Below are 15292 nucleotides of genomic sequence, written 5' to 3'. Positions count from 1 at the left end.
AACAGCCATGACGACGAACAAGGAACAACTGGCGCAGTGGATCGACGCGCACTTCGATGAGGAAGTCGGCGTACTGCAGCAGCTGCTGCGCGTGCCGACCGATACCCCGCCCGGCAACAACGCGCCGCATGCCGACATGGTGGCCGACCTGGTCAAGGCCTACGGATGGACCGCCGAGAAGCACGCCGTGCCTGCACAGGTGGTGCAGGACTACGGCATGGAGACCATCACCAACCTGATCGTGCGCCGCCCGTATCGCGCGGGTGGCCCGACGGTGGCGCTCAACGCCCACGGCGACGTGGTGCCTCCGGGCGACAACTGGACCTATCCGCCGTATGGCGGCGTGGTGGAAAACGGCTACATCTATGGCCGCGCCGCCGCCGTCTCCAAGTGCGACTTCGCCACCTACATCTTCGCCACGCGCGCGCTGGAGGCGCTGGGCGTGCCGCTCAAGGGCGGGCTGGAACTGCACTTCACCTACGACGAGGAATTCGGCGGCCTGCTGGGCCCCGGCTGGCTGCTGGAACAGAAACTGACCAAGCCGGACTTCGTCATCGCGGCGGGCTTCAGCTACAACATCGTTACCGCGCACAACGCCTGCCTGCAGCTGGAGATTACGGTGCACGGCAAGTCCGGCCACGGCGCGATGCCGGAAACCGGCCACGATGCATTGCAAGCAGCCACCCGCATCCTGAACGCGATCTACGACCAGCTGCCGGAGCTGAAGAAGGTCAAATCCAAAATCCCCGGCATCGATTCGCCGACCATGCTGGTGGGCCGCATCGACGGCGGCACCAACACCAACGTGGTGCCGGGCAAAGTGGTGCTGAAGATGGACCGCCGCATGATCCCGGAAGAAGATCCGGTGGTGGTGGAAGCCCAGGTCCGCGCGCTGATTGAAAAGGCGGTCGAAGGCCAGCCTGGCATCCGCATCGAGATCAAGCGCCTGCTGCTGTCGCACGCGCTGCGCGAGCAGCCGGGCACGGAGAAGCTGGTGGCGAGCCTGCAGCAGAACGCGCAAACCTTCATTGGCGAGAAGATCCCGGCGCAAGGCACGCCGCTGTACGCGGATGCGCGCCTGTACGGCGAGCATGGCATTCCGGCGGTGCTGTACGGCGCCGGCCCGCGCACCGTCCCCGAGTCGAACGCCAAGAAGGCCGATGAGCGCCTGCTGCTGGAAGACCTGCGCAAGGCGACCAAGGTGGTAGCATGCACGCTTTTGGATTTCCTTGGAGAGTGAGATGTTTGAGAAGAAGATGATGGCCGGCTGGGGCGATATGGACTTCAACAGCCATATGCGCAACACGGCCTTCCTGGACAAGGCGGGCGATGTGCGCATGTTGTTCTTGTCGGAGAACGGCTTCCCGATGAGTGAGTTCATGCGCCTGAATATCGGCCCGGTGGTGATGAAGGACGAAATCGCCTACTTCAAGGAAGTGATGCTGCTCGAAGAGATCACCGTCACGCTGGGCGTGGCCGGGCTGTCGGCGGACGGCAGCCGCTGGTCGCTCAGCACCGACATCATCCGCGCCGACGGCAAGCTGGCCGCGCGCGTGACCAGCACCGGCGGCTGGCTCGATCTGGTGGCCCGCAAGCTGATCGCCCCACCTGCCAACCTGCTGGCCACCTGGCAGTCGCTGGGCAAGACGGCGGACTTCCAGGAACTCAACACCAGCATCAAGTAAGGCTATTTGGCCTCGTAGAACTTGCGGTAGAACTGCGCCGTCACGCCGCGCGCAGCCATGCGCCTGGCGGCGTCGGACAATATCGGCGCCAGCGCCGCGTTGTCCTTCCTCAGATAGATGTACAGCGGCAGGTCCTCCAGCGAAGCGCTGCTGTGGCCCTGCGCCAGCAGCGGCTTGGCGTCGGCGCTGATGCCGCCGTCGTCGAACACACAGGCGTCGTCGCGCGCCGCCAGCACCATCTGCAAACAGGCGGTTTCGCTCTGCACGTCGTGCGGCTGGATCGCCGGTTGCAGAGCCTCCAGCCGCTGCTGGTACAGATAGATGCCGCGCTTGTAGCTGACCGTCCTGGCGTTCTTCGCCAGCGATTCCCAACTGGTGATGTCCTTGTCGGTGCGGGTGAAGATGCGCGTGCGCGAGACGATGAACGGTTCGTCGAGCCGCGCATAGTCCGGATGCTTCTGGATGTAGCCTTTGACGCGGCCTACCTCGCCGTCGATATTGCCGGCTGCGAGCATCGCCTCGGAACGGCGGCCCGGCAGGCTTTGAAGCGCGCAGCGTCGCCCGCTGATGGTGCACAGCTGCTGAAGGTAGGCGCTGGCATACAGGAACAGTGGCGAGTTCTCTTCATGGGTAGTGCCGAACACCAGCTCCTTGCCGGCCTGCGCGTGCGTGTTCCCTGCAACGGCCAGCGTTGCGGCGATCAGGATGGTGGACTGGAGGCGGAACATGGCTCCATCATAGCCGATGCAAGCCGTCACGCGGCAGTGGCGGATTGTCGTATGATATGGCCATTATTGACTAAACGGCCATCCTGTGCACCGATACGATTTGATCAGCTGTCATGACTGCGGCGTGCTGCATCGCCGCCGTCCGGTGCTGCCGCGCGAGAAGGCGCGCTGCGTGCGCTGCCGGTCCATCCTCTATCGCGGCATCCACTCGGACGTCAACCGCATGGCGGCCATCACCTTGGGCGCCATCTTCACCTTCCTGATCGCCCAGTTCTGTCCCATCGTTGAACTGGCCATCGGCGGCTACACCTCCAGCGCCACCTTGTCCGGCGCGATACGCGTGTTGTGGACGGAGCAGATGCAGGTGGTGGCGGTGATCGTATTCCTGTTCACCGTGCTGCTGCCGGCGGTGGAGCTGGGCGCGCTGCTGTACGTAACGCTGGCGTTGCGCAGCGGCGTGCGGCCGCACGGCTTCGACCATCTGCTGCGCGCGGTCGCCGCTGCGCGCCGCTGGGGGATGACGGAAGTGCTGATGATCGGCATCCTGATCACCATCGTCAAGATGACCAGCCTGGCGCAGGTGGTGGTGCAACCGGGCCTGTTCGCCTTCGGCGCGTTGACGCTGATGCTGGCCATCGTCACCTCGTTCGATCCGCAGATGCTATGGAATATCGGCGAGCACCTGCCGGGGCCACGCCGTCCCGCGCAGGCGGAGTTCCGCTACACGCCGCATGCCCGCCTGGCCGCCTGCCACAGTTGCGGCCTGGTGGCGCAGCACCAGGCGGCCACGCACCAGCATTGCGCGCGCTGCGGTGCCGCGCTGCACCGTCGCCGTCCCGACAGCGTGGGCCGCACCTGGGCCTTCCTGCTGGCGGCCACCATCCTCTATATCCCCGCCAACCTGCTGCCGGTGATGTACACGCACTCGCTGTTCGGCAAGGAGGACGATACCATCATCAGCGGCGTGGTCTACTTCTGGACCAGCGGTTCGCCGGCGCTGGCGGCGATCATCTTCATCGCCAGCATCGTGGTGCCTGTGCTGAAACTGGCGGCGCTGTCGCTGCTGGCGTTGACGGCGCAACGGCGCTCGCGCTGGCGCCCCCTGCAGCGCACGATGCTGTACCGGATCGTGGAGTTTGTCGGCCGCTGGTCGATGCTCGATATTTTTGTGATTACCCTGACGGTCGCGCTGGTGCGCTTCCAGACGCTGGCCACGATCACCGCCGGTCCCGGCGCGCTGGCGTTTTGCGCGGTGGTGGTGCTGACGATGCTGGCGTCGATGCAGTTCGACCCGCGCCTGATCTGGGATCCGATCGATTCAAATGGAGAGAACCATGCCTGAAAACGAAAGCGGCGTGCCGCCGCTGCCCGAGCCGAAAGTGGAGAAGGCCAATCGCTGGCTGCCTTCGCTGGTGTGGCTGATCCCTTTGCTGGCTGCGCTAATCGGCCTGGCGCTGGTGGCCAAGTCGGTGATGGACCAGGGCCCGGCGGTGACGGTGAGCTTCCGCAGCGCGGACGGGCTGGAGCCGGGCAAGACCAAGGTCAAATACAAGGACGTGGACATAGGCCTGGTGCGCACGATCACGCTGTCGCGCGACCTGTCCAAGGTGCTGGTCCTGATCGACATGAGCAAGGAGGCCAAGCGCTTCACCGCCGCCGATACGCGCTTCTGGGTGGTGCGGCCGCGCGTGGGCGCGAGTGGCGTTTCCGGTCTGAGCACCTTGCTGTCGGGCGCCTACATCGGCGTCGATGCGGGCAAGTCGGAGGAGACGAAGGAAGAATTCACCGGATTGGAGAAACCGCCGCAGGTGGCGGGCGATGAAAAGGGCACCAAGTTCACGCTGCATGGCGAGAGCCTCGGCTCCATCGATGTCGGCTCGCCGATTTTCTACCGCCGCATACAGGTCGGCCAGGTGGTTGGCTTCGATCTGGACGAGAAGGGACGCGGCGTGAAAATGACTGTGTTCGTCAGCGCTCCTTATGACCAGTACGTCGGCAAGAATACACGCTGGTGGCATGCCAGCGGTGTCGACGTGCGGCTCGATTCGAACGGCTTCAAGGTCAACACGCAATCGCTGGCGGCCATGCTGGTGGGCGGCATCGCCTTCGAAACCATGAGCGGCCAGAAGCCGGACCAGCAGGCCGCTCCCGGCACCGACTTCCCGCTGGCCTCCGACCAGGCCAACGCGCTGCGCGAGCCGGACGGCGTACCGATCACCACGGTGCTGTACTTCGACCAGTCGCTGCGCGGCCTCTCGCCCGGGGCGCCGGTGGACTTCCGCGGCATCGTGCTGGGCGAGGTGCGCTCGGTCGGCGTCGATTTCGATCCGGTGAAGAAGACCTTCCGCATGCCGGTGACGGTGGACATGTATCCGGCGCGCCTGGGCCGCAGCTTCCAGCAATCCGTCGCCAGCGACCAGGATCGCAACGCCGGGCCGATGGTGCTGGAGCGCCTGGTCGCGCGTGGCCTGCGCGGCCAGCTGCGCACGGGGAACCTGTTGACCGGCCAATTGTATGTGGCGCTGGACTTCTTCCCGAACGCGCCGCAGGCCAAGCTGGATGTGGCGCAGTATCCGCTGGAGGTACCGACGGTGCCGAATAGCCTGGACGAGCTCCAGACGCAGATCGCCAGCATCGCGCGCAAGCTGGATCAGGTGCCGTTCGGCGAGATCGGCAACAACCTGCGCGACACGCTGAAGAGCGCCAACGTGCTGTTCAAGCAGCTCGATGCGCAGGTGGTGCCGGAGATGAAGGACACGCTGGGCGCGGCGCGCAAGACCTTCGGCGAAGCGAACCAGCTGCTGCAAAAGGATTCGCCGGTGCAGTCGGATCTGCACGAAGCCTTGCAGCAGCTGACGCAAACGCTGCAATCGCTGAACGCGCTGTCGGATTATCTGGAGCGGCATCCCGAATCGCTGTTGCGCGGGAAGACGAGCAAGCAGGATACCAAGGGAGAACCGAAATGATGCGCTATCAAACCGCGCTGGCCATGGTGGCCGGGCTGCTGCTGGCCGGCTGCGCCGCCGCGCCGCCCGAGCACTTCTACAGCCTCAGTAACGGCATGGGCGTGCCGGCGCCAGCGGCCGCGCCGCCTGGCTACTACATCGAGCTGCCGGCCGTGACGGTGCCGCAGCAGGTGGCGCGTTATCAGCTGGTGGTCAGCAACGAAGCGGGGCGCGTGGATTTGCTGGAGCATGAGCGCTGGTCGGCGATGCCGGCGTCAGAGATCGGCCAGGCGCTGTCGCTGGCGATCACGGGCGAGCTGGGGACGGTGGACGTTTTCCGCACATCGACGGCGGACGGCGCGCCGGTCTACCGCATCAGCACCAATGTGCAGCGCTTTGAATCCGCTCCTGGGCAGTACGCGCTGATCGACGCGGTGTGGAGCGTGCGGCTGGTCGGCAGCGCCAAGGTGCTGACCTGCCGCAGCGTCGCCAACGAGCCGGTCGGCGGCGGCTACGACGCGCTGGTGGCCGGCCACCGCCGCGCCGTCGCCCGCATCGCCGCAGACATCTCCAAAGCCGTCCGCACGCTGGCCTCCGGCGCCGGCACCGGCTGCTGAATTTGTTTTAATCCGGATCAAAGTGCATCGTTTTGACAGCTTGATCTCTTTCAGCTGTGGCATATATTGAGTGGATGCCGCATCGAGAATGGGAGGCTGGTATGTGTGAAAAGGTTCAACTGTCGATGGCTGGTGGGCTTCAAGTGGTTAGATTACCTCGTGGTTGCCAGTTTGAGGGTAGCGAAGTCTATATCCATCGAGATGCCGTATCCGGTGACGTTATCTTATCGAGCAAGCCACCGCTGTCCTGGGCTGATTTCTTTGCGGAAGACGTGTCGAAAGTCGTCCCTGCGGATTTCATGGGGGCGGCAGACCGTCAACAAGGAAAGCAGGAGCGCGATCCATTTGTGGGTATGGATGTATGAGCATCTATATGCTGGACACTAATATCGCCAGCTATGTTATCCGGGGCGCTCATCCGCTGGTAGCTCAGCGATTGCAGAGCGTTCCGCGCGCTAATGTGACCGTTTCAGTGATGACCGAGGCCGAACTGCATTATGGAGTCGCCAAACGTGGAGGGGCGGTCGGCCTGAAGACACGGGTCGATAAGTTTCTGAGGCTGGTGCGAGTATTGCCGTGGACTAGTGATATCGTATCTTCATATGCGGAATTGCGTGTGCTTCGCGAAGCTGCCGGCGTCACGCTGGCGCCGATGGATATGCTAATCGCTGCCCACGCGAGGGCAATCGGCGCCACGCTCGTCTCCAGCGACGCCACCTTCAGCCTTCATCCATCAGGGTTGATACTCGAAGACTGGAGTAAATGAGCTAGTCCGCCGCCAGCATGGCTTGCTTGATTTGTTCGCGCAGCCATACGCCGGCGGGGTCGTGGTCGATGTTGGCGTGCCAGTACAGGTAGATGTCCAGCGATGGCATTTGCAAAGGGAAGGGCAGGATCTGGTTGCCGAACTGCTGGTTGACCACGCGCGCCAGGCGCTCGGGCATCGTCAGCGCCAGGTCGGTCTGGCTCACCGCGCGGCAGGCGGCGAAGTAGTGCTGGCAGCGCAGCCGCACGCGCCGCTGCAGTCCCATCCGGCTCAGTTCAAAATCCTCCAGCCCCGGCCCGCGCCGGCGCGAGCTGGTTTGGATGTGCTCCAGTGTCAGGTACCTGTCCAGGTCCAGCGCGCCGCGCACCAGCGGATGGTCGCGCCGCACCAGCACCACCGTGCTGTCGGTGGCCAGCAGCGTGCGGCGGATGTCGTTCGACAGCGGCAGCAGGATGTCGATGGCCGCGTCCAGCGTGCCGGCCGCCAGCTCGCTTTCCAGTTCGCGCCGGCCCACCTGGAGGGTGTTCAGGCCTACCGTCGGTGCATCCTGCGCCACGCGCGCCATCAGCGGCGGCAGCACACTCGCCTCCAGCACGTCGCGCAGCGCCAGCGAGAAGGTGCGCTCGCTGGTGGCGGCGTCGAAATGCCCGGCGCCGTTCAGCGTCACTTCAAACCCGCGCAGCGATTGCCGCACGCCGTCGATGATGGAGCGGGACAGCGGCGTCGGCACCATCACGTGGCCCTGGCGTTCGAACAGCGGATCCTCAAACAGCACGCGCAGCCGGTTCAGCGCGTGGCTGATGGCGGGCTGCGTCAGGTTCATCTTCAGGCTGGCGCGCGTGATGCTGCCTTCCGCGTAAATCGCCTCGAAGACGATGAACAGATTGAGATCGACCTTGGATATATGCATGAGGTTTATTCGGCCAAATTAAAACTATTCATTTGATGAATTATAGGCCGGGCGTTAAGCTGGTGCCTGTTTTGATCTGGAGCCGCGAGCAAATGGGACAAATTTATCTGGTGCGCCACGGGCAGGCCTCGTTCGGCAGCGCCAATTACGATCAGCTGTCGACGCTGGGATACGAGCAGGCGCGCTTGCTGGGGCAGTGGTATGCCAACAGCCGCCAGTCCTTCCAGCGCGTGGTGGTGGGCGGCATGGCGCGCCATCGCCAGACCGCCGACAGCTGCCTGGCCGAGCTGCCCAAGGGGCAGCTGGCCGATACCGAATGGATCACCGATCCCGGCTTCGCTGAATTCGACCACCATGAGGTGCTGCGGCGCCACTGCCCGGAGGCCAGCGACGCGGCGGCGTTCCAGCAGCTGCTGGCGCAGCACGAGGAGCCGCAGCGCGCGCTGGAGCATCTGTTCCGCGCCGCGATGCAGCGCTGGATGAGCGGCTGGCACGACGACGAGTACACCGAGACGTGGCCGGAATTCCGCCGCCGCTGCGTGGCCGCGCTGGAGCGGCTCGACACCGACAGCAGCAAGCAGGCCACCATCGTGTTCACCTCCGGCGGTGTGATCGCCACGCTGATGCAGCACCTGCTTGGCCTGCAGGACTACCAGGTGATGGAGTTGAGCTGGACGCTGGCCAATTGCGCCGTGACCAAGCTGCTGCAGCGCCCCGGCCAGTTCACGCTCAGTTACCTCAACAACTACTCGCACCTGGAATGGCTGGGGCAACCCGGCGCCGTCACCTACCGATAAGGATCTGATCATGGATTTCGAATACAGCCCGAAAGTAAAGCAACTCCAGGCCCGACTGACGGCCTTCATGGACGAGCATATCTATCCGAACGAAGCGCGCTTCCATGCCGAGATCGACGCCAACCGCGCCGCCGGCGACGCGTGGGTACCGACCAAGGTGATGGAGGAGCTCAAGCTCAAGGCGCGCGAGGCGGGGCTGTGGAATCTGTTCCTGCCCGATTCGAAGCACGGCGCCGGCCTGACCAACCTGGAATACGCGCCGCTGTGCGAGATCATGGGCCGCGCCGTGTGGGCGCCGGAAGTGTTCAACTGCTCGGCGCCGGACACCGGCAACATGGAGGTGCTGACCCGCTACGGCACCGAAGCCCAGCAGCGCAAGTGGCTGGAGCCGCTGCTCGATGGCCGCATCCGTTCCTGCTTCGCGATGACCGAGCCGGCGGTGGCCTCGTCGGACGCCACCAACATCGCCAGCTCCATCGTGCGCGACAGCGACGAGTACGTGATCAATGGCCGCAAGTGGTGGTCCTCCGGCGGCAACGACCCGCGCTGCAAGGTCTTCATCTTCATGGGCAAGAGCGATCCCGATAACCCCAACCGCCACATCCAGCAGTCGATGATACTGGTGCCGCGCGATGCGCCCGGCGTGACGGTGCTGCGCCACCTGCCGGTGTTCGGCTTCGACGACGCGCCGCACGGCCACGCCGAGATCCTGTTCGAGAACGTGCGCGTGCCGGCCTCCAACCTGCTGCTGGGCGAGGGCCGTGGTTTCGAGATTGCCCAGGGCCGGCTCGGGCCGGGCCGCATCCACCACTGCATGCGTTTGATCGGCCTGGCTGAGCGCGCGCTGGAGCAGATGTGCAAGCGCAGCTTGAGCCGCGTCGCTTTCGGCAAGCCGGTGGCCGAGCAGGGCGTGACGCTGGAGCGCATCGCCGAGTCCCGCATCATGATCGACCAGGCGCGCCTGCTGGTGCTCAACGCGGCCTACATGATGGACACGGTCGGCAACAAGTTGGCGGCCAAGGAGATCGCCATGATCAAGGTGGCCGCGCCGACGATGGCGTGCAAGGTGATCGATTGGGCGATCCAGGTGCAGGGCGGCGGCGGCATGGCCGATCCTTTCCTTGCCTCGGCCTATGCCGGCGCGCGTTCGTTGCGGCTGGCCGACGGTCCGGACGAGGTCCATCGCAGCCAGATCGGCAAGATGGAACTGGCGCGCTACAAGGCGCCGCGCGCGGCCAAATAGGGCAATCCGCGCCCGGCTAGCGGGCTGTATGCACGTACAGTATAATTCTGGCATGACGCATACCGCCCAACATGGCTTTATCCTGACCCGCCACTGGCGGGACGCGGCCAATGGGACGGAGATTGAATTCTGGCTGGCGACAGACGACGGCCCGAAAAAGATCCGCCTGACCGCGCAAACTTCGGTGGCCTTCGCCGAGGCGAAGCAGCGCCCTGCCATCGAGGCGCTGCTGGACGCCAATGCCGGCATCGAACTGCGCGAGCTGGAACTGAAGACCTTCCAGCAGGAGCCGGTCATCGGCGTTTATGCCTCGCGCTACAAGCAGTTGACGGCGCTGGAGCGCACCTTGCGCGAACACGGCATCAAGATGTTCGAGGCCGACATCCGCCCGCCCGAGCGTTACCTGATGGAGCGCTTCATCACCGCCGCCGTGCAGTTCGAAGGCGGACGCGCTGAAGGCGCCGCCGTCATCCACAACTGCAAGCTCAAGCCCGCACCCGAGTACCGCCCCAAGCTGAAGATGGTGTCGCTCGATATCGAGACCAGCGCCTTCGAGGACTTGTATTCGATCGCGCTGGAAGGCTGCGGCCAGCGCCAGGTCTACATGCTGGGCGAGCCGCAGGCCTCATCGCAGCAGATCGACTTCGACCTGGAATACTGCGCCACGCCGCGCCAGCTGATCGAAAAACTCAACGCCTGGTTCGCGCGCCACGATCCCGATGTGCTGGTCGGCTGGAACGTGGTGCAGTTCGACCTGCGCGTGCTGCAGAAGAACGCGGACAAGCACAAGATCCCGCTGGCGCTGGGCCGCGAGGGCAAGACCATCGAATGGCGCGAGCATCCGGGCAAGCAGGGCTACATGTTCGCGCCGGTGGTCGGCCGCATCGTCCTCGATGGCATCGATGCGCTCAAGGCGGCGTCGTGGACCTTCCCGTCCTTCAGCCTGGAGAACGTGTCGCAGGCCATGCTGGGCGAGGGCAAGGACATCGGCGACGTCTACGACAAGATGGCGGAAATCGAACGCCGCTTCCGCGAAGACAAGCCGGCGCTGGCGCACTACAACCTGAAGGACTGCGAACTGGTCACGCGCATCTTCGACAAGGCCAACCTGCTGGCCTTCATGATCGAACGCGCCACCGTGACAGGTTTGCAGGCCGACCACCTGGGCGGATCGATCGCCGCCTTTGGCCACCACTACCTGCCGCGCATGCACCGCGAAGGCTATGTCGCGCCCAGCGTCGGCGACATCTCCGGCGGCGCCTCGCCGGGCGGCTTCGTCATGGAGTCCAAGCCCGGCCTGTACGACTCGGTCGTGGTGCTCGATTATAAAAGCCTGTACCCGTCGATCATCCGTACCTTCCTGGTCGATCCGGTCGGGCTGGTCGAAGGCGAAATCGCCGGCGACCAGTCGACGGTGGTGGAGGGCGTCAACGGCACGGTGTTCTCGCGCACGCGCCACTGCCTGCCGGAGATCACCACGCAAATCTGGAAGCAGCGCGATGCCGCCAAGCGCGCGAAGAACGAGCCGCTGTCGCAGGCGCTGAAGCTGTTGATGAACTCCTTCTGCGGCGTGCTCGGTGCGACCGAATGCCGTTTCTTCAATCCCCGCCTGGTCTCCTCGGTCACGCTGCGCGGCCACCAGATGATGAAGCAGACCCGCGAGCTGGTGGAGGCCGAAGGCTACGACGTGATCTACGGCGACACTGATTCCATCTTCATCTGGCTGAAAAGGGAGTACGAGAACGGCGAGGCGCTGGCCATCGGCGAAGGCCTGGCCGCCAGGATCAACCACTGGTGGCGCACCATGCTGATGGAAAAACACGGCCTGGAATGCCACCTCGAAATCGAATTCGACACGCACTACCAGAAGTTCTTCATGCCCACCATCCGCGGCACGGAGATGGGCAGCAAGAAGCGCTACGCCGGGCTGACCATCAACGCCAGGGGCGAGGAGGAGGTCATCTATCGCGGCCTGGAAGTGGCGCGCAGCGACTGGACGCCGCTGGCGCAGCAGTTCCAGCAAGGCCTGTTCAAGCGCATCTTCAAGGACGAGCCGTATCAGGAGTTCGTGCGCGACTATGCGCGCAAGACGCTGTCCGGCGATTACGACGAGCTGCTGGTGTACCGCAAGCGCCTGCGCCACCGGCTGGACGAATACAAGGTCAACGTGCCGCCGCAAGTGCGCGCCGCACGCTTGGCGGACGAGTACAATCAGGCGCACCGCCGCCCGCTGCGCTACCAGAACGGCGGCTGGATCAGCTACGTGATGACCACCAGCGGCCCCGAGCCGACCGAAGCGACGCGCTCGAATATCGACTACGAACATTACCTGACCAAGCAGCTGCAGCCGATCGCCGATTCGATCCTGCTGCCGATGCACGACAGTTTCACCAGCCTGACCACGGCGCAAGCCAGCCTTTTTTAAAACGGTTAAACGGAGACAGCATGAGCGATTTCAAGAAACTGCACGACGGAAGCAAGCTGCTACACCTGCCCAACGCCTGGGACGCCGGCAGCGCCAGGCTGTTCGAAAGCCTGGGCGCGCCGGCCATCGCCACCACCAGCGCCGGCGTGGCCTGGGCCGCCGGCTATGCCGACAGTAACAACATGCCGGTCGACGTGGCGGTCAATGTCGCCGCCAGCATCGCGCGCGTGCTGACGGTGCCGCTGTCGGTGGACTTTGAAAGCGGCTATTCGGACGACGCCAGCACGGTCGCGCAGAACGTGCTGCGGCTGATCGGTGTCGGCGTGGCCGGCATCAACCTGGAGGACGGCGGCGGCACGCCGCAGCTGCTGGCCGGGAAAATCGCCGCCATCAAGAAGCTGGCGGCGCAGTCGGGCAAGGACATCTTCATCAACACCCGCACCGACGTGTACCTCAAGGGCCTGGCGCCGGAAGGCGAGCGCGTGGCCGAAGTGTTGAAGCGCGCGGCGCTGTACAAGGAGGCCGGCGCGGACAGCCTGTTCGTGCCGGGCATCTGCAAGGTCGACGAGATCAAGGCGGTGGTGGCCGGTGCCGGCTTGCCGGTCAACGTGATGGACTGGCCGGGCGTGCCGTCCGCCGATGACCTGCACAAGCTGGGCGTGCGCCGCCTGAGCGCGGGCTCCGGCATTCCGCAAGCCTTGTGGGCGGTCGCCGCCGACATGGGCCGGGACTTCCTGGCCACCGGCAGCGCCGGTCCGCTGATCGAAAAAGCCATGCCGTACGGCGAGCTGCAAAAGCTGTTTATCGGCGCGCGCTAGCGCATGGCAAGGCGGGGCCGGCTGTAGCAAAAAACAAACATTTTGCCGCCGCCGGCGATACGCGCAAACGGCGGTGTTTTTTCTTGTCCGTCCGGCCAAATTTGTTTGACGTTTAAATTAATCCCTCATAGGAGAGCGCCGGCTTTCAGCCCGCTGGTTGACTCTCGGTTACAACTTTCCAGTAGGAATTGCGGCTAATCGTTGAGAAACTTGGTTACAATTTCCTTACAATTTTGTAATGTGTTGTCTTTGACATACAGGTTCGCCGCTCACAGAATCGGCCTCACACCGGCTTGGCAACGTGCTACCGCGCGCGGCCTGAACGTCGGTGTGGCGTTAGCGGTATCCCTCTAACCTGTGTGCAAAGGAAAACCTATGACTTTGAATAAAGCAATGATGGCGCTGGTGCTGTCCCTGGCCGGCGGTGCGGCGATGGCCGCGCCGCATTCCGCGACGGTTGATTTCTCCAAGGGCGAGGAGGGCTGGTGGGGCATGCAGCCCATCGACGGTAACGGTGGCTCGGGCATCGATACCAGCATGGGCCATGGCGCGCCGGCCCTGCGCACTGTGATCGAGAACTTCGGCGTGACCTGGGGGACCAGCAACAACCAGGCCTTCCTTGGCGACTACACCAGGTCGCCGAGCGTGACGCTCGGCCTGGACATATCGGCGCAGCAGATCTTCTTCTTCAACCGTGAAGTGTCGCGCAATGTGATCGTCGAGCTGCGCGACTACGACAACACCCCTTCCGGCCTGCCGTACACCAGCGTGTTTTACAACCTCGGCAGCATCGACTCGACCAAGGGCTGGCAGCATTTGTCGGTGACTATCGGTGATACGAAATCGACGCTGTTGCCTGCCGGCTGGGGCGGCTACGGCGGCCCCGATGCACAGGGGCCGACGCTGCCTGCTGGCCGTACCTTCGCCAGCGTGCTGGCCAGCGTCGATGAGGTCGTGTTCACGACCTTGCAGCCAGGTTTTGTCTACGGCTACACCAACTTCGACGTCGCGATCGATAACGTCTCGATCACCGCCGTGCCCGAGCCATCGACCTACGGCATGCTGATCGGCGGCCTGGGATTGGTCGGCTGGATGGCGCGCCGCAAAGCGCGGCCGATGGCATAAGCCTGCTGGACGACATCGGAGAGTGGGGCCCCGCCCTCCGATAAGGAGTTGGCCGCGCGCCTGGGCGTCAGCGAACGGATGCTGTAGCGGCGCCTCAAGGCAGAAGGCTTGTCCCAGGCGCCGGCCCTGCACTGCCACAGTGGCAGCGTGGCAGTGCCACGTGCCGGGCTGGCGGTCCGCCAGCTGCGCCTAAGTCCTTGTTTTGAATCAATTCCCGTTGTCCTTGTCATTTGGCACAGAACGTGCGTCAAGAGAAGGGAGGAGTTAATTCAACAAGGAGTGACAACATGAGTGCCAACGTAGGAAAGATAGACCGCACCATCCGCATCGTTTGCGGCCTGGGCCTGGTGGCAGGAACACTGTCGGGCGTCATCGGCGCTTGGGGCTGGCTGGGTTTGGTCCCGCTGGCGACCGGGCTGTTCGGGTTTTGCCCGGCGTATCTGCCGTTCGGCGTCAATACCTGTTCGCTGAAGAAATAGGGGGAACTTCGCATGAGCATCGATACCAACGGCTATCGCGCGCTGACCAATTCCATCTCGCAGCAGCTGGCGACCTTGCGCGCGGACCTTCCGGACGTGATGAAAGGCTTCGGCGACCTGGCCCGCGCGGCGACCCGCGACGGCGCGCTGGACAAGAAAACCAAGGAGCTCATCGCGCTGGCGCTGGGGATCGCTGCCCGTTGCGACGCCTGCATCGGCTTTCATGTGCTGGCCCTGGTCAAGCTGGGCGTCACCAAGGCCGAGCTGGAGGAAACGCTGGGCATGGCGATCTACATGGGCGGCGGCCCGTCCGCCATGTACGCGGCCAATGCGCTGGCCGCCTATGAGGAGTTTTCCGCCGCGCCCTGAATGGCGGCGCGGCGCGCTGGGCTGGCTGGTCAGTCCAGCGTCCAGACATAGGTCAGGCTGGTCCAGGTGGCCTCGGTGATGGCTTCGCCGGTGGTCGTCTTGAACTTGCACTGCGACAGCGATTTGCGCGCAGCCTTGTCCAGCTCGTTCGAGCCGCTCGACTTCTGCACCTTCGACTCGATCACCCGGCCATCGGTTCCCACCAACAGCGCCAGCTGCACGGAGCCGTTCTCGCCGCGTCGATAGGCGTTGGGCGGGTACTCCGGCGTGGCGCAGGCGCGCGTATCCATCACCACGGCGGGACGCGCCGCCTGGCTGGCGCTGGCGGCGGCCGGCGCGCTTGCCCGGCTCGCTTCGGCCACGGCCTTGGTCTCGCTACGCGCGG

The 15292-nt window shown here is 64.4% G+C and carries 17 protein-coding genes; 14 read left to right on the top strand and 3 right to left on the bottom strand.

The features are described 5' to 3' along the window. Positions 1–7 precede the first annotated feature (7 nt). Both GTP90_RS12200 and GTP90_RS12195 read left to right on the top strand, forming a co-directional pair. Positions 8–1240 (top strand): M20/M25/M40 family metallo-hydrolase, encoded by a 1233-nt coding sequence (locus GTP90_RS12200; RefSeq protein WP_161083794.1) that lies wholly within the window; start codon positions 8–10, stop codon positions 1238–1240. A 1-nt stretch (position 1241) separates the two neighbouring features. Beyond that, positions 1242–1685 carry a thioesterase family protein gene (locus GTP90_RS12195; RefSeq protein WP_161083793.1) on the top strand — a complete coding sequence of 148 codons (444 nt, stop codon included), beginning with the start codon at positions 1242–1244 and terminating at the stop codon, positions 1683–1685. A 2-nt stretch (positions 1686–1687) separates the two neighbouring features. On the opposite strand, the gene GTP90_RS12190 is transcribed toward GTP90_RS12195, so the two are convergent. After that, the gene (locus GTP90_RS12190; protein ID WP_161083792.1) at positions 1688–2413 is read right to left on the bottom strand and encodes a substrate-binding periplasmic protein; all 726 of its coding nucleotides are present in this window, start codon (positions 2411–2413) and stop codon (positions 1688–1690) included. An 85-nt stretch (positions 2414–2498) separates the two neighbouring features. On the opposite strand from GTP90_RS12190, the gene GTP90_RS12185 reads away from it, so the two are divergent. From GTP90_RS12185 to GTP90_RS12165, 5 genes are all read left to right on the top strand, one after another. Further along, the gene (locus tag GTP90_RS12185; RefSeq protein WP_161083791.1) at positions 2499–3755 is read left to right on the top strand and encodes a paraquat-inducible protein A; all 1257 of its coding nucleotides are present in this window, start codon (positions 2499–2501) and stop codon (positions 3753–3755) included. Next, on the top strand, positions 3748–5379 hold the full coding sequence (locus tag GTP90_RS12180; protein ID WP_161083790.1) for a PqiB family protein: 1632 nt from the start codon (positions 3748–3750) through the stop codon (positions 5377–5379). The genes GTP90_RS12185 and GTP90_RS12180 overlap by 8 nt, the downstream gene beginning before the upstream one ends. Beyond that, positions 5376–5975 (top strand): PqiC family protein, encoded by a 600-nt coding sequence (locus GTP90_RS12175; protein WP_161083789.1) that lies wholly within the window; start codon positions 5376–5378, stop codon positions 5973–5975. Before GTP90_RS12180 ends, GTP90_RS12175 begins: the two co-directional genes overlap by 4 nt. Positions 5976–6076: 101 nt before the next feature. Continuing rightward, a complete protein-coding gene (locus tag GTP90_RS12170) occupies positions 6077–6340 on the top strand; it encodes an antitoxin (RefSeq protein ID WP_161083788.1) in 264 nt (87 codons plus the stop codon). Continuing rightward, the gene (locus GTP90_RS12165) at positions 6337–6741 is read left to right on the top strand and encodes a type II toxin-antitoxin system VapC family toxin (RefSeq protein ID WP_161083787.1); all 405 of its coding nucleotides are present in this window, start codon (positions 6337–6339) and stop codon (positions 6739–6741) included. The genes GTP90_RS12170 and GTP90_RS12165 overlap by 4 nt, the downstream gene beginning before the upstream one ends. A 1-nt stretch (position 6742) precedes the next feature. Here GTP90_RS12165 and GTP90_RS12160 read toward each other — a convergent pair whose 3' ends face one another. Next, entirely contained in the window at positions 6743–7651 is a 909-nt protein-coding gene (locus GTP90_RS12160; protein ID WP_161083786.1) for a LysR family transcriptional regulator, read from the bottom strand. 92 nt (positions 7652–7743) lie between these two features. Between GTP90_RS12160 and GTP90_RS12155 the strand changes: the two genes are divergently transcribed. The 7 genes from GTP90_RS12155 (at position 7744) to GTP90_RS12125 (ending at position 14907) form a co-directional block, all read left to right on the top strand. Further along, complete coding sequence (locus GTP90_RS12155; RefSeq protein WP_161083785.1) at positions 7744–8448, top strand: histidine phosphatase family protein; 705 nt, start codon at positions 7744–7746, stop codon at positions 8446–8448. 10 nt (positions 8449–8458) lie between these two features. Continuing rightward, positions 8459–9691 carry an acyl-CoA dehydrogenase family protein gene (locus GTP90_RS12150; protein ID WP_161083784.1) on the top strand — a complete coding sequence of 411 codons (1233 nt, stop codon included), beginning with the start codon at positions 8459–8461 and terminating at the stop codon, positions 9689–9691. Between the two features lie 52 nt (positions 9692–9743). Further along, entirely contained in the window at positions 9744–12116 is a 2373-nt protein-coding gene (locus tag GTP90_RS12145; RefSeq protein ID WP_161083783.1) for a DNA polymerase II, read from the top strand. Between the two features lie 20 nt (positions 12117–12136). After that, positions 12137–12934: an isocitrate lyase/PEP mutase family protein gene (locus GTP90_RS12140; protein WP_161083782.1), complete on the top strand. Its 798-nt coding sequence runs from the start codon at positions 12137–12139 to the stop codon at positions 12932–12934. Between the two features lie 375 nt (positions 12935–13309). Further along, complete coding sequence (locus GTP90_RS12135; protein ID WP_161083781.1) at positions 13310–14059, top strand: PEP-CTERM sorting domain-containing protein; 750 nt, start codon at positions 13310–13312, stop codon at positions 14057–14059. A 287-nt stretch (positions 14060–14346) separates the two neighbouring features. Beyond that, complete coding sequence (locus GTP90_RS12130) at positions 14347–14538, top strand: YgaP family membrane protein (protein ID WP_161083780.1); 192 nt, start codon at positions 14347–14349, stop codon at positions 14536–14538. A 12-nt stretch (positions 14539–14550) separates the two neighbouring features. Then, complete coding sequence (locus GTP90_RS12125) at positions 14551–14907, top strand: carboxymuconolactone decarboxylase family protein (RefSeq protein ID WP_161083779.1); 357 nt, start codon at positions 14551–14553, stop codon at positions 14905–14907. A 29-nt stretch (positions 14908–14936) separates the two neighbouring features. On the opposite strand, the gene GTP90_RS12120 is transcribed toward GTP90_RS12125, so the two are convergent. Next, on the bottom strand, positions 14937–15292 hold a 356-nt coding region (locus GTP90_RS12120), incomplete at its 5' end, for an energy transducer TonB (protein ID WP_254451838.1).

The sequence above is a fragment of the Duganella vulcania genome (assembly GCF_009857655.1).
Lineage (GTDB): Bacteria > Pseudomonadota > Gammaproteobacteria > Burkholderiales > Burkholderiaceae_D > Rugamonas > Rugamonas vulcania.
Note: the sequence above shows the minus strand (reverse complement) of the source record. Positions and strands in the feature narration are given on the sequence as shown.